The sequence below is a fragment of the Neptuniibacter sp. QD34_54 genome (genome assembly GCF_047778055.1).
GTDB lineage: Bacteria > Pseudomonadota > Gammaproteobacteria > Pseudomonadales > Balneatricaceae > Neptuniibacter.
This window is the reverse complement of the sequence record NZ_CP180546.1, coordinates 3,601,981-3,615,356: the sequence shown is the minus strand read 5'-3', so window position 1 is coordinate 3,615,356 and position 13,376 is coordinate 3,601,981. Positions and strand designations below refer to the sequence as shown.

Genomic DNA, 13,376 nt, shown 5'->3' with positions numbered 1-13,376 from the left:
TTTTTTATTGTCTGATCTAAACCGAGAACGGATACTGAATCGGGTCGTGGTGCTGATAACCTTCAACTTCAAAGTCATCGACGGTTACCCATGTTTCCAAATCTTCCAGCGTTTTGATATCTGGATTGATCTTAAAGGTCGGTAACGGTAACGGCTCACGTTTAAGCTGCACATCGCGCATTAGCTCAACTTGGTCTTCATAAATATGGGCGTTCACGATCTTGTGATATGCCTTACCCGGTTTATGACCGGTGATCTGTGCTACGATCGCTAGCAAGAAGTACACCTGCACCATATTAAATGTCAGACCTAATGGCACATCGCAGCTTCGCTGAGTGCTGTTTAGGTAAAGTGTATCGCCTAGCAGTGAGAAGTGATGGCTATACATGCAAGGTCGTAAGCAGCCCATGTGGAAGGCACCCGGGTGATAGAAGGTATAGATCTCACCACGGTCATCAATACCGTTTGATAGGTTATCCACAATTTTGCGCAATAGGTCGATACTGCCGCCATCGGGTTTTGGGAAGTTTCTGCCTACTTTTCCGTAGATGAAACCGCAATCATCTTCACCCTTTCGATATGGATTAGCTAGCCACTCAGCATTGTCGTTGGCATTGGCATCCCATGTTTTGGTGCCAATCTTGCGAAAATCTGCTGCGTTATCATAACCGCGGAGATAACCTAACATCTCTGCAATCGCTGATTTGTAAAAGCACTTGCGCGTAGTCACCATAGGGAACAGCCCTTGGCCGACGTCATAAGTTAAATCAGCATTAATGACGGTAAGGCAGCGTTTGCCTGTGCGTTTGTTTTCTACCCAAACGCCTTCATCGATAATTCTTTGGCACAGATCTAGGTATTGTCTCATTGGTTTGTGCTTAACCCTGTGTTTAAATTCAGTGAGATTATGTTACCGAATGTTAAGTATTTTTGGTAAGAATATAAAATGATGCTTAATATCTTAGCGATATAAGTCGATTAGGAGTTTCGATGAACTTAGCAATTATTGTTGCACAAGCTAAAAATCGAGTGATTGGCGTTAACAATAAGCTGCCATGGCACTTACCTGAAGATCTACGTTACTTTAAACAAGTGACTATGGGTAAGCCGATTATCATGGGGCGAAATACCTATGAGTCTATAGGCCGTCCACTACCTGGGCGCACCAATATCGTTATCTCTAGACAGGAATCTTATGCGCCTCAAGGTGTCAAAGTTGTTTCTAGCCTAGAAGCGGCTATTGATATGGCTGAAAGTGTAGCAATGATCGATGGTGCATCCGAGGCGATGGTCATTGGTGGCGGTCAGATTTATGCGCAAGCGTTAGAGAAGGCTGATCGTTTATATCTGACAGAAGTTGATGCAGAAATAGAAGGGGATGCTTGGTTCCCTGAGTTTGCGCGAGAAAATTGGAAAGAAGTGGGTAGAGAAGATTTCTCTGCAGAAGGACCTAACCCATACAACTATAGCTTTATTGTTTTAGATAAAATTTAAAGAAGGCAAAGTAGTATGACGCTCCGTTCGTTGTTGTCTATTCTAGCTGATGGCAAATTCCACTCCGGTCGAGAATTGGGAGAGGAAATTGGAATCAGCCGTAGTGCGATCTGGAAACATATACGCCGTATCGAAGAAAGCGGTCTTGAAGTCTACAGTGTTAAAGGGCGAGGTTATCGAGTCCCGGGTGGTGTAGAGCTACTGGATTATGAGCAGATTAAATCTGCTTTACGCCCAGAGGTTGCAGAACTAATTAAATGTCCAGAGATTCCGTTAACCATTGCCTCTACTAATGAGATGGCTATGAAGGAGTCTCAGAAGGGAGATTGTCATGGGCGTTTGTTTGTTGCTGAGCAGCAGACAGAAGGTCGTGGTCGACGAGGTCGCAGCTGGGTGAGTCCTTTTGCTCGCAATCTTTATTTCTCTTTAGTATGGCGATTTGAGCAGGGCGCTGCAGCACTTGAGGGTTTGAGTCTGCTGATCGGTCTATCTCTTGTTAAAGCATTGGAAGTACTCTCGGTTGATGGGGTTGAGCTGAAATGGCCAAACGACCTACTTTATCAAGGCAAAAAACTTGCAGGGATTTTGATTGAGTTAAATGGAGAAGCGTCCGGTCAATGCCAAGTGATTATTGGTGTTGGTATGAATGTGAATATGCCAAAAGAACAGGCTGAAGATATCGATCAGCCTTGGACCGATCTTAAAACTATTGCTGGCACTGATGTAAGCCGCAATCGACTATTAGCCGAAGTTATTAATCAGCTAGTAGTAAGGCTTGAAGAGTTTGAGCGCACAGGCTTTGCTGCATGGGTTGATGAGTGGCAGTCCTACCATGCTATGCAGAATAAAGAGATCGTATTGCAGGTTGGTGAGAAGATGGTAGAAGGTGTTTGCAACGGTATCGATACCTCCGGCGCACTGCTTCTACAAACGCCGTCTGGCGTGCAGGCTTTTCACGGTGGAGAAGTGAGTGTTCAGCGAAACTTATGATTCTTGAAATAGATGCTGGCAATACGTTTATAAAGTGGCGAGTGCTCGAACAGAATGGTGCTCGAGGTAAGCTGTTAACGCGAGAATTGAACGAGCAGTCAATTCCGGATAGCTGGCTACAAAAATTTTCAAAAATCAGAGTGACGTCAGTTGCAGGTAAAGAAATAAACCTGCAACTGAAGGTAATCTTTCAAGCGCTAGAGCAAGTCGAGCCTATATTTGCTAAAACAACAGCGGAGCAAGCTGGATTAAAAAATAGTTATGTCGATCCGCAGCGGATGGGGGTTGATCGTTGGTTGGCTATGTTAGCGGCCTTTAAAAAAGCGGGTGGCGCTTGTTGTGTGGTCGATTGTGGAAGTGCGATTACTGTCGATCACGTTGATCATAAAGGACAACATATAGGCGGTCATATCATTCCTGGTCTCAGGTTGATGCAAAAAGGCCTATTAGAAAACACATCTGAAATTCTTATCGATCATTCACTTAAGTCCTTTAATCCTCAGCCAGGCAAAGATACAAATTCAGCCGTGTCTAACGGAATTGATTTTGCGTTTGTTGCTTTGGCGGAAAAAATTGTAAAGGATCTAAAAATTGAGCATAGCGCGCTCTATATAACAGGCGGTGATGGCGAGCTGTTCTACAAGATGGCTGGATGCGGGCACCTAGAGCCAGATTTGGTCTTAGACGGTTTGGCTTGGGCGTTGGCTTAGTTATGTTTCGTTGGTTGTTTCTCTTTCTATTATTAGCCAATGCGGTATTACTGTTTTGGCATTCGATCCAGCTAGAGCCAGAGGCCAATAAAATCTCTGAGGCTCGCCAGCAGCTGAATACATTAAAGCTGGTTGCTGAGATGGATCAGGATGCTCTTGAAAGGCTGAAGGCTGAGAAGTCTAGCCGGCAAGAGTGTTTGTGGTTTACTGGTTTTGAAACCGATGTAAAAGCAGCTGCCGTGACGCAATTTATTGTCGGTTTAGGCGGTCAGGCTGAATATAAAGCGATAGAAGTAGCTGTTGCTAGCTATGTGGTAGTGATTTCCTTACCGGAAGATCTAAAGAAACGCTTGGCTTTAATGGATTACCTGGAAAACAAGGGGTTAAGTGAAGTTGGTGACGAATTACTGGACTTTGAATACAGCCTAGAAGGTTATAGTAATAAAGAATCGGCTGTAGAGCAGGTAAAGGTACTATCGTCACTAGCAATTGATAGTCGTGTAGAAAAGCGCGAATCTACTGGAACTCGCTATGTTGTTGTAATGGATGCCTCAGGTGATCGAAATTTATCCAGTAAAATCAAAGAAATAGTCAAAGAAAACTATTATTTTATAAAAATTGAAAAAAAGTTGTGTAAAGGGGTTGCAAAGCCCTGATTCGGTGGTAACATACGCGCCACTTCATTGAGACGCCGGTATAGCTCAGTTGGTAGAGCAACTGACTTGTAATCAGTAGGTCCCGAGTTCGACTCTTGGTGCCGGCACCATCTCATAGGTCAGTGAAGTTTTGAAATTGTTGGTGAGGTTCCCGAGTGGCCAAAGGGATCAGACTGTAAATCTGACGCGTAAGCTTCGGTGGTTCGAATCCACCCCTCACCACCATTCACAGTAAGGCGGGTATGGTATAGTGGCTATTACCTCAGCCTTCCAAGCTGAAGAGGCGGGTTCGATTCCCGCTACCCGCTCCAAGTGAGACTAAGCTCAAGTAGCTCAGGGGTAGAGCACACCCTTGGTAAGGGTGAGGTCGGCGGTTCAATTCCGCTCTTGAGCTCCAGAATTTATTTTTAGGGTAGATATAGTAATATATCTGCCCTTTGTTATATTTGGCACTTTGTAAATTAATTTGCACTGGACAGACTGATGGCTAAAGAACAATTTGAACGCTCAAAACCGCACGTTAACGTTGGTACAATCGGCCACGTTGATCACGGTAAAACTACTCTAACAGCAGCTCTAACTCGCGTATGTGCAGAAGTATGGGGCGGCGACGCTGTTGCATTTGACGGTATCGACAACGCTCCAGAAGAGCGTGAGCGTGGTATCACAATCGCAACTTCTCACGTTGAGTATGATTCTCCAGAACGTCACTACGCACACGTAGACTGTCCAGGCCACGCCGATTATGTTAAGAACATGATCACTGGTGCTGCACAGATGGATGGCGCGATCCTAGTATGTGGCGCGACTGATGGTCCAATGCCACAGACTCGTGAGCACATCCTACTATCTCGTCAGGTAGGTGTACCTTACATCGTAGTATTCCTAAACAAAGCAGACCTACTAGCAGAAGACTGTGGTGGTGCTGACTCTGAAGAATACGCTGAGATGCTAGAATTGGTTGAAATGGAGCTTCGTGAGCTTCTAGACCAGTATGAATTCCCAGGTGATGACACTCCAATCATCCCAGGTTCTGCTCTAATGGCCCTAAACGGCGAAGACGACAACGAACTTGGTACTACTGCTGTTAAGACTCTAGTTGAAACTCTAGACTCTTACATCCCAGAGCCAGAGCGTGCTATCGACGGTGCTTTCATCATGCCTATCGAGGACGTATTCTCTATCCAGGGTCGTGGTACTGTAGTAACTGGTCGTGTTGAGCGCGGTATCATCAAAGTTGGTGAAGAAGTTGAAATCGTAGGTATCAAAGAAACTACGACTACTACTTGTACTGGTGTTGAGATGTTCCGTAAGCTTCTTGACGAAGGTCGTGCTGGTGAGAACGTTGGTGTTCTACTACGTGGTACTAAACGTGAAGAGGTTGAGCGTGGTCAAGTACTAGCAGCTCCAGGTTCTATCACTCCTCACACTCGTTTCGAGGGTGAAGTATACGTACTATCCAAAGAAGAAGGCGGTCGTCACACTCCATTCTTCAAAGGTTACCGTCCACAGTTCTACTTCCGTACAACTGACATCACTGGTGCATGTGAGCTTCCAGAGGGTGTAGAAATGGTAATGCCTGGTGATAACGTTCAAATGGACGTTACACTAATCAACCCAGTAGCAATGGAAGAAGGTCTACGTTTCGCGATTCGTGAAGGTGGCCGTACTGTAGGTGCTGGTGTTGTATCTAAAATTGTTGAATAAAATCAACAATTAGGTATTGCCAACTGGTAGGGAGGCTTATACAATATGCCTCCCTATTATGCAGTAGGCCAGTGGCTCAATTGGCAGAGCAGCGGTCTCCAAAACCGCAGGTTGGGGGTTCGAGTCCCTCCTGGCCTGCCATCTCTTTTCTGGGATGGCATCAAGACACAAGCTATTTTTAAGTAATCCTGAGGCCCTAAGCGTGAATGCCAAAGTGAATTCCGAAGGTTCAAAGTTTGATGCCCTTAAGTGGGTCGCTGTAGTAGCAATTGTTACTGCGGGCGTTGTAGGTAACTCTGTATACGCAGATCAGTCTTTGTTCTACCGTGTGGTTGCACTGCTTGTGTTAGCGTTGATTGCAGGTTTTATCTCTCTGCAAACAGCAAAAGGGAAAGCGTTTTTTACTTTGTTTAAAGAAGCAAAGCAGGAAATTCGCAAAGTAGTATGGCCGACACGTCAAGAAACAGCGCAAACAACAGCGATTGTTGTGGTTGTGGTTCTGATTATGGGTTTGGCGTTGTGGGGGCTTGACTCATTGTTGAGCTGGTTAGTATCTGGAGCAATAGGTTAAGAGGCTGATAAGCATGTCTAAGCGTTGGTATGTTGTTCATGCGTACTCCGGGTACGAAAAGCGTGTAATGAATACGCTGAAAGAACGAATTGAGCTGCATTCTATGCAGGATCTTTTTGGTGAGGTGTTAGTGCCTACCGAAGAGGTTGTTGAAATCCGTGACGGTAAGAAACGTAAATCTGAGCGTAAGTTCTATCCAGGTTATGTGTTGGTGCACATGGATATGAATGATGAAAGCTGGCACTTGGTTAAGAATACGCCGCACGTTCTTGGATTTATCGGTGGTACTGCAGGTAATCCTGCGCCGATCACAGAAGCAGAAGCTAACGAGATCCTAAGTCGAGTTGAGAGCGGTGTTGATAAGCCGCGTCCGAAGACTGTATTCGAGCCGGGTGAAATGGTTCGAGTTATCGATGGGCCGTTTGCTGACTTTAACGGTGTGGTTGAAGAGATTAACTACGAGAAGAACAAGCTGCAGGTGGCAGTGTTGATTTTCGGTCGATCTACACCGGTTGAATTGGATTTCGGTCAGGTCGAAAAAGCCTGATTTAGAGTTTTAAGGAATAACCTCAGCGAGAGCTGGGGTTTTTCTGTCTTGAGAAAATGGGGAGCTGTAAGGCGTTTGAACCCACTAGGAGTTAAATAAAAATGGCTAAGAAGATTGAAGCTTATATCAAGCTGCAAGTTCCTGCCGGCGGCGCTAACCCGTCACCACCAGTAGGTCCTGCGCTAGGTCAGCATGGTGTTAACATCATGGAATTCTGTAAAGCGTTCAATGCTCAAACTCAGAGCATGGAAAACGGCTTGCCAGTTCCTGTTGTAATTACTGTTTATGCTGATCGTAGCTTTACTTTCATCACTAAAACACCTCCAGCAGCAGTTCTTCTGAAGAAAGCTGCAGGTCTTAAGAGCGGTTCTGGTCGTCCAAATACTGAGAAAGTGGGTAACGTTACTCGCGCTCAGATGGAAGAGATCGCAACTGTTAAAATGCCTGACCTAACTGCTGCAGATATGGATGCAGCTGTACGTACTATCGCAGGTACTGCGCGTAGCATGGGTCTGATTCCGGAGGGTGATGAGTAATGGCTAAGTTGACTAAGCGTCAGAAGCTAATCGCTGAGAAAGTTGAAGCGGGTAAAGCTTACTCTATTGAAGATGCAGTTTCTCTACTATCTGAACTTTCTACTGTTAAGTTCAAAGAGACTGTTGATGTTGCTGTAAACCTTGGTGTTGATCCGCGTAAATCTGATCAGGTTGTTCGTGGTTCTACTGTACTGCCAAACGGTACTGGTAACGATGTTCGTGTAGCTGTATTTGCTCAAGGCGAAAACGCTGAGAAAGCAAAAGCTGCAGGTGCTGATGTTGTTGGTTTCGAAGACCTAGCAGAGCAGATGAAAGGTGGCGATCTGGACTTCGGTGTTGTTATCGCAACTCCAGACGCAATGCGTGTTGTTGGTCAGCTTGGTCAGGTTCTAGGTCCGCGTGGCCTAATGCCTAACCCTAAAGTTGGCACAGTAACTCCAGATGTTGTTACTGCTGTAAACAATGCTAAAGCTGGTCAGGTTCGTTTCCGTACTGACAAGAACGGCATCATCCACGCAGGTGTTGGTAAAGCTGACTTCGAAGCGGCTGCTATCAAGCAGAACATCGAAGCACTAGTTGCTGACCTTAAGAAGCTGAAACCAGCTTCTGCTAAAGGCGTGTATCTTAAGAAAGTAACCCTGTCGACTACTATGGGTCCAGGTTTGCTAGTTGATCAGGCTTCTCTAGAAGTTTAATCGACATGAAAGGTTTTTTGAGGGTCTTCTGTACCTGTTACACAGAGATGAAGGCCGTCAAAGACCGCAGGTGATAAGGGTTTCCTTATCTTAATGGGCTAAACCAGCCTGCGCAGACGGTGAGATTCTGTATTTGAATCAAACCACCGTACTCGGAAAGCCTCAGAAATGAGGCGGTTGGTAATAAGTCGAAAGACTACTCCAGGAGTAAATCGTGGCATTAGGACTCGAAGATAAAAAAGCGATCGTCGCTGAAGTCCAGGAAGCTGCATCTAGTGCTCTGTCTGCTGTTGTTGCGGATTCCCGCGGCGTTGAAGTAGGCGATATGACTGCACTGCGTAAAGAAGCTCGTGAAAACGGCGTATGGCTTAAAGTTGTACGTAACACGCTTGCTAAGCGCGCAGTTGAAGGCACTGACTATGCATGCCTACAGGACACTTTCAAAGGTCCAAGTATCATTGCTTTCTCTCAGGAACACCCGGGCGCTGGCGCTCGTATCCTGAAGAACTTTGCGAAAGACAATGAGAACTTTGAACTGAAAGCAGCAGCATTCGAAGGTGAAGTTGTAGACGTGGCTATGCTAGCAAGCTTGCCAACTTACGACGAAGCAATTGCGAAGCTGATGGCTTGCATGAAAGAAGCTGCAGCCGGCAAACTATGCCGTACTATTGCAGCAGTTCGCGACCAGAAAGAAGAAGCTGCGTAAGTTTATACGCACCTTTATTTATACAAGTTTTAATGAGCCTTCGGGCTTACAAATATCAGGAATATAGAAAATGTCTCTGACTAACGAAGATATCCTAAACGCAATTGCTGAAATGTCTGTTAAGGACGTTGTTGCTCTTATCGAAGCAATGGAAGAAAAATTCGGTGTAACTGCTGCTGCTGCTGTAGCTGCTGGTCCTGCTGGCGATGCTGGTGCGGCTGCTGAAGAGAAAACTGAATTTGACGTTATCCTAACTGCTGCTGGCGATAAGAAAGTTAACGTAATCAAAGCAGTACGTGGCGCTACAGGTCTTGGCCTGAAAGAAGCTAAAGGCATCGTTGACGGCGCTCCAGCTGCTGTTAAAGAAGGCGTTAGCAAAGAAGAAGCTGAAGAACTTCAGAAAGCACTGGAAGAAGCTGGCGCTTCTGTTGAAGTTAAGTAATAACTTCATGCTAATCCGAACAGATTTCTGTTCGAAGTGCTGACGGCTGGTGGCTATATGCCACCGGCCTTTTTCCGTTATTTATAGACAGCAAATAAATAGCGGTAACACAGTCCGAAACGGGTTTTCGGCCTGCTTATAAATTGGTGCACTTGCTGGGGAACACTGATGGCTTATTCATACACTGAAAAGAAACGCATCCGTAAGGACTTCGGTAAATTGCCGCAAGTAATGGATGTGCCTTACTTGCTGGCAATTCAGCTTGACTCCTATAAAAAGTTTTTGCAGACAGGGGTTGAAGCAGCAGATCGTTTAGATGCTGGTCTGCATGCAGCATTTAACTCCGTCTTCCCGATCGTGTCCTATTCTGGAAATGCATCTCTAGAATATGTTGGCTACCGTCTGGGTGAGCCTGTATTTGACGTAAAAGAGTGTCAAATACGCGGTATTACATACGCAGCGCCTTTGCGTGTGAAAGTTCGTCTGGTTATTTATGACCGTGAATCCAGCAACAAAGCCGTAAAAGACATCAAGGAACAAGAAGTCTACATGGGCGAAATGCCTTTGATGACTGAAAACGGAACTTTCGTAGTTAACGGTACTGAGCGTGTAATCGTATCTCAGCTACACCGTTCACCAGGTGTGTTCTTCGATCACGATAAAGGTAAAACACACTCTTCTGGTAAGCTACTTTACTCTGCGCGAGTGATTCCTTACCGTGGTTCTTGGTTAGACTTTGAATTTGATCCAAAAGATAGCCTATTCGTACGTATTGACCGTCGTCGTAAACTGCCAGCAACTATCTTGTTGCGGGCTTTGGGTTACCAGGCTGAAGAGATCCTAGATATCTTCTTCGATAACACGTCTTGGAACCTGACGTCTGAAACAATCAACATGAAGTTGGTTGCTGATCGTCTACGTGGTGAGACACTATCTTTTGAAGTGAAAGATCCTGAAGGTAATGTGATTGTTGAAGCGGGTCGTCGTATCACGCCTCGTCACATTCGTCAGATGGCAAAAGCCAATATGGAACAGCTTGAAGTACCAATGGAGTACTTGGCTGGTAAGGCGATTGCAAAAGATGTTATTGATCCATCTACAGGTGAGTTGATCTGTGGCTGTAACGCTGAGATTACAGAAGAACTGGTTGAACAGCTTCGCGCTGCAAATATCACTGAGTTCGAAACTCTGTACACGAATGATCTAGATTGTGGTCCATTCATCTCAGATACGCTACGTAATGATCCTACGCGTAACCAGTTAGAAGCATTGGTAGAAATCTACCGTATGATGCGTCCTGGTGAGCCACCAACAAAAGAATCTGCTGAAGCATTGTTCGAAAACCTTTTCTTCACTGAAGAGCGTTACGATCTTTCTGCTGTTGGTCGCATGAAGTTCAATCGCCGTCTAGGTCGCGAAGAAGTTACTGGATCTGGCGTACTAGACAAAGAAGATATTCTTGAGGTTATGAAGACCTTGATTGATATCCGTAACGGTAAAGGTACCGTGGACGATATTGATCACTTGGGTAACCGTCGTATCCGTTCTGTTGGTGAAATGGCAGAAAACCAGTTCCGTGTAGGTCTGGTTCGTGTTGAACGTGCTGTTCGTGAACGTCTAAGCATGGCGGAATCTGATAACCTGATGCCTCAGGATCTAATCAACGCTAAACCTGTTGCGGCTGCAATTAAAGAGTTCTTCGGTTCATCTCAGCTGTCTCAGTTTATGGACCAGAACAACCCGCTTTCAGAAGTAACTCACAAGCGTCGTGTTTCTGCATTAGGTCCAGGTGGTCTAACGCGTGAGCGTGCGGGCTTCGAGGTACGTGACGTACACCCAACTCACTACGGTCGTGTATGCCCAATCGAAACGCCGGAAGGTCCAAACATCGGTTTGATCAACTCTTTGGCAACATTTGCTCGTACAAATGACTATGGTTTCCTAGAGACTCCATACCGTCGTGTAGTAGATGGCAAAGTAACAGATGAGTTGGATTACCTATCTGCGATTGAAGAGAATACATTCGTAATCGCACAGGCGTCTGCAACAATGGATGACGAAGGTCGTCTATTGGATGAGCTTGTAACAGTTCGTCACCTAAACGAAACAACAGTAATGTCACCTGACAAAGTTCAGTACATGGACGTATCTCCACGTCAGGTTGTATCTGTTGCGGCATCATTGATTCCATTCCTAGAGCACGATGATGCGAACCGTGCATTGATGGGATCGAACATGCAGCGTCAGGCTGTACCAACACTACGTGCTGATAAGCCGCTAGTAGGTACTGGTATCGAACGTAACGTAGCTCAAGACTCCGGTGTATGTGTTGTGGCACGTCGCGGTGGTCTGATTGAGTCTGTAGATGCGAGCCGCATCGTTGTTCGTGTAAACGACGACGAAGTTACAGCGGGCGATGCAGGTGTAGATATCTACAACCTGACTAAATACACACGTTCCAACCAAAATACATGTATCAACCAGCGCTCTATCGTTAATCCTGGTGATACTGTAAAAGTTGGCGATGTTATGGCTGATGGTCCATCCGTTGATATGGGTGAACTAGCACTTGGTCAGAACATGCGTATCGCCTTCATGCCTTGGAATGGTTACAACTTTGAGGACTCCATCCTAATTTCTGAGCGTGTAGTTCAGGAAGATCGTTTCACAACTATCCACATTCAGGAACTAACCTGTGTGGCGCGTGATACGAAATTGGGTTCTGAAGAGATTACATCAGATATTCCAAACGTTGGTGAGTCTGCACTAGCGAAGCTTGATGAAGCAGGTATTGTTCACATCGGTGCTGAAGTAGGCCCAGGTGACATCCTTGTAGGTAAAGTAACGCCTAAAGGTGAAAGCCAGCTAACACCAGAAGAGAAGCTGCTGCGTGCGATCTTCGGTGAGAAAGCATCAGACGTTAAAGATACATCTCTACGTGTTAAAACAGGTACTGTTGGTAAAGTAATCGACGTACAAGTATTTACACGTGACGGCGTTCAGAAAGATGAGCGTGCGCTATCTATCGAGAAAGCAGAGCTTGACGCAATCCGTAAGGATTTGAACGAAGAGCTACGTATCGTAGAGCAAGCAACGTTCGAACGTCTAGGTCGTGTACTTGTTGGCTTGAAAGCTGACGGTGGTGCTGGCCTGAAGAAAGGCGAAGAGATTACAGCTGAATTCCTAGCTGGATTGTCTAAATCTGATTGGTTCAACATCCGCGTTTCTGATGAAAATGCAGTTGAACAGCTAGAGCTAGCTCAGAAGCAACTAGAAGATCGTAAAGAATCTCTAGATAAGCGTTTCGAAGATAAGAAGAGCAAGCTGCAGACAGGTGATGATCTTGCACCTGGCGTCCTTAAGATTGTTAAGGTTTACGTTGCTACTAAGCGTCGCGTACAGCCTGGTGACAAGATGGCGGGTCGTCACGGTAACAAGGGTGTTATCTCTGTAATCATGCCTGTAGAAGACATGCCTTACGATGAGAACGGTGAGCCAGTAGATATCGTACTGAACCCACTGGGTGTACCGTCTCGTATGAACGTAGGTCAGATCCTAGAGACACACATGGGTATGGCTGCGAAAGGCTTAGGTCGTCGTATCAATGAGATGCTGGATCAGGAGCGTGAGCGTACTGAAACAGTAACTGAGATTCGTAGCTTCCTAGATCAGATCTATAATGCAGATCTGGGTGCTGGCATGAACAGCCGCACAGAAGATCTAGATAGCTTCTCTGATGATGAGATCCTTGAGCTAGCTAAGAACCTATGTGGTGGTGTGCCTCTAGCTACACCTGCTTTTGACGGTGCGAAAGAGGTTGAATTGAAATCTCTACTACGTCTTGCAGGTTTGAGCGACACAGGTCAGTCAACGTTGTTTGACGGCCGTACCGGCAACAAGTTTGACCGTCCTGTAACTGTTGGTTACATGTACATGCTGAAACTGAACCACTTGGTAGACGACAAAATGCACGCTCGTTCTACTGGTTCTTATAGTCTTGTTACGCAGCAGCCGCTGGGTGGTAAGGCGCAGTTCGGTGGTCAGCGTTTCGGTGAGATGGAGGTATGGGCACTAGAAGCATACGGTGCTGCTTATACTCTACAAGAGATGCTTACAGTTAAGTCCGATGACGTGAATGGTCGTACGAAGATGTATAAGAACATCGTCGACGGCGATCACCGTATGGAGCCGGGTATGCCGGAATCCTTCAACGTACTTATTAAAGAGATCCGTTCTCTGGGTATCGACATCGAGCTCGAATCCGAATAAGCACAAAACTGTATACCAGGCGGGGGTCGCCTTCGGGCGGCCTCAAGCAAGAA

General features: G+C 45.9%; 13 protein-coding genes and 5 tRNA genes. 17 read left to right on the top strand and 1 reads right to left on the bottom strand.

What is annotated here, in order from left to right:
* Nucleotides 1–16: 16 nt before the first annotated feature.
* Nucleotides 17–868, bottom strand: coding sequence for a thymidylate synthase (locus ACMXYP_RS16645; protein ID WP_415882752.1), 852 nt, complete (start codon nt 866–868; stop codon nt 17–19).
* Between the two features lie 122 nt (nt 869–990).
* Between ACMXYP_RS16645 and folA the strand changes: the two genes are divergently transcribed.
* The 17 genes from folA (at nt 991) to rpoB (ending at nt 13,323) form a co-directional block, all read left to right on the top strand.
* Nucleotides 991–1,494 (top strand): type 3 dihydrofolate reductase, encoded by a 504-nt coding sequence (gene folA / locus ACMXYP_RS16640; RefSeq protein WP_415882751.1) that lies wholly within the window; start codon nt 991–993, stop codon nt 1,492–1,494.
* A 15-nt stretch (nt 1,495–1,509) separates the two neighbouring features.
* Nucleotides 1,510–2,484: a bifunctional biotin--[acetyl-CoA-carboxylase] ligase/biotin operon repressor BirA gene (birA, locus tag ACMXYP_RS16635; protein ID WP_415882750.1), complete on the top strand. Its 975-nt coding sequence runs from the start codon at nt 1,510–1,512 to the stop codon at nt 2,482–2,484.
* The gene (locus ACMXYP_RS16630; RefSeq protein WP_415882749.1) at nt 2,481–3,194 is read left to right on the top strand and encodes a type III pantothenate kinase; all 714 of its coding nucleotides are present in this window, start codon (nt 2,481–2,483) and stop codon (nt 3,192–3,194) included. The genes birA and ACMXYP_RS16630 overlap by 4 nt, the downstream gene beginning before the upstream one ends.
* 2 nt (nt 3,195–3,196) lie before the next feature.
* On the top strand, nt 3,197–3,850 hold the full coding sequence (locus tag ACMXYP_RS16625) for a hypothetical protein (RefSeq protein WP_415882748.1): 654 nt from the start codon (nt 3,197–3,199) through the stop codon (nt 3,848–3,850).
* Between the two features lie 34 nt (nt 3,851–3,884).
* Nucleotides 3,885–3,960: transfer RNA gene (locus tag ACMXYP_RS16620), tRNA-Thr, on the top strand.
* A gap of 31 nt (nt 3,961–3,991) precedes the next feature.
* Nucleotides 3,992–4,075, top strand: a tRNA-Tyr gene (locus tag ACMXYP_RS16615).
* Nucleotides 4,076–4,086: 11 nt separating this feature from the next.
* Nucleotides 4,087–4,161, top strand: a tRNA-Gly gene (locus ACMXYP_RS16610).
* An 11-nt stretch (nt 4,162–4,172) separates the two neighbouring features.
* Nucleotides 4,173–4,247, top strand: a tRNA-Thr gene (locus ACMXYP_RS16605).
* Between the two features lie 86 nt (nt 4,248–4,333).
* Nucleotides 4,334–5,557 (top strand): elongation factor Tu, encoded by a 1,224-nt coding sequence (tuf, locus tag ACMXYP_RS16600; RefSeq protein ID WP_415882739.1) that lies wholly within the window; start codon nt 4,334–4,336, stop codon nt 5,555–5,557.
* 65 nt (nt 5,558–5,622) lie between these two features.
* Nucleotides 5,623–5,698, top strand: a tRNA-Trp gene (locus ACMXYP_RS16595).
* A gap of 13 nt (nt 5,699–5,711) precedes the next feature.
* A complete protein-coding gene (secE, locus tag ACMXYP_RS16590) occupies nt 5,712–6,128 on the top strand; it encodes a preprotein translocase subunit SecE (protein ID WP_415882747.1) in 417 nt (138 codons plus the stop codon).
* 13 nt (nt 6,129–6,141) lie between these two features.
* Nucleotides 6,142–6,675 carry a transcription termination/antitermination protein NusG gene (gene nusG / locus ACMXYP_RS16585; RefSeq protein ID WP_415882746.1) on the top strand — a complete coding sequence of 178 codons (534 nt, stop codon included), beginning with the start codon at nt 6,142–6,144 and terminating at the stop codon, nt 6,673–6,675.
* A gap of 101 nt (nt 6,676–6,776) precedes the next feature.
* A complete protein-coding gene (gene rplK, locus ACMXYP_RS16580; RefSeq protein WP_297305736.1) occupies nt 6,777–7,211 on the top strand; it encodes a 50S ribosomal protein L11 in 435 nt (144 codons plus the stop codon).
* Nucleotides 7,211–7,906, top strand: a complete 696-nt coding sequence (rplA, locus tag ACMXYP_RS16575; protein ID WP_415882745.1) for a 50S ribosomal protein L1 — start codon at nt 7,211–7,213, stop codon at nt 7,904–7,906. Before rplK ends, rplA begins: the two co-directional genes overlap by 1 nt.
* A gap of 214 nt (nt 7,907–8,120) precedes the next feature.
* Complete coding sequence (rplJ, locus tag ACMXYP_RS16570) at nt 8,121–8,612, top strand: 50S ribosomal protein L10 (RefSeq protein ID WP_415882744.1); 492 nt, start codon at nt 8,121–8,123, stop codon at nt 8,610–8,612.
* 70 nt (nt 8,613–8,682) lie between these two features.
* Nucleotides 8,683–9,054 (top strand): 50S ribosomal protein L7/L12, encoded by a 372-nt coding sequence (gene rplL, locus ACMXYP_RS16565; protein WP_007021372.1) that lies wholly within the window; start codon nt 8,683–8,685, stop codon nt 9,052–9,054.
* 168 nt (nt 9,055–9,222) lie between these two features.
* A complete protein-coding gene (gene rpoB / locus ACMXYP_RS16560) occupies nt 9,223–13,323 on the top strand; it encodes a DNA-directed RNA polymerase subunit beta (protein WP_415882743.1) in 4,101 nt (1,366 codons plus the stop codon).
* Nucleotides 13,324–13,376 lie beyond the last annotated feature (53 nt).

Excerpts from the sequence above, each read along its gene's own strand:
- secE (WP_415882747.1), top strand. The coding sequence starts at position 5,712 with ATGGCATCAAGACACAAGCTATTTTTAAGTAATCCTGAGGCCCTAAGC.
- ACMXYP_RS16625 (WP_415882748.1), top strand. The coding sequence starts at position 3,197 with ATGTTTCGTTGGTTGTTTCTCTTTCTATTATTAGCCAATGCGGTATTA.
- rpoB (WP_415882743.1), top strand. The coding sequence starts at position 9,223 with ATGGCTTATTCATACACTGAAAAGAAACGCATCCGTAAGGACTTCGGT.
- ACMXYP_RS16645 (WP_415882752.1), bottom strand. The coding sequence starts at position 868 with ATGAGACAATACCTAGATCTGTGCCAAAGAATTATCGATGAAGGCGTT.
- birA (WP_415882750.1), top strand. The coding sequence starts at position 1,510 with ATGACGCTCCGTTCGTTGTTGTCTATTCTAGCTGATGGCAAATTCCAC.
- rplA (WP_415882745.1), top strand. The coding sequence starts at position 7,211 with ATGGCTAAGTTGACTAAGCGTCAGAAGCTAATCGCTGAGAAAGTTGAA.
- nusG (WP_415882746.1), top strand. The coding sequence starts at position 6,142 with ATGTCTAAGCGTTGGTATGTTGTTCATGCGTACTCCGGGTACGAAAAG.
- rplK (WP_297305736.1), top strand. The coding sequence starts at position 6,777 with ATGGCTAAGAAGATTGAAGCTTATATCAAGCTGCAAGTTCCTGCCGGC.
- tuf (WP_415882739.1), top strand. The coding sequence starts at position 4,334 with ATGGCTAAAGAACAATTTGAACGCTCAAAACCGCACGTTAACGTTGGT.
- folA (WP_415882751.1), top strand. The coding sequence starts at position 991 with ATGAACTTAGCAATTATTGTTGCACAAGCTAAAAATCGAGTGATTGGC.
- rplL (WP_007021372.1), top strand. The coding sequence starts at position 8,683 with ATGTCTCTGACTAACGAAGATATCCTAAACGCAATTGCTGAAATGTCT.
- ACMXYP_RS16630 (WP_415882749.1), top strand. The coding sequence starts at position 2,481 with ATGATTCTTGAAATAGATGCTGGCAATACGTTTATAAAGTGGCGAGTG.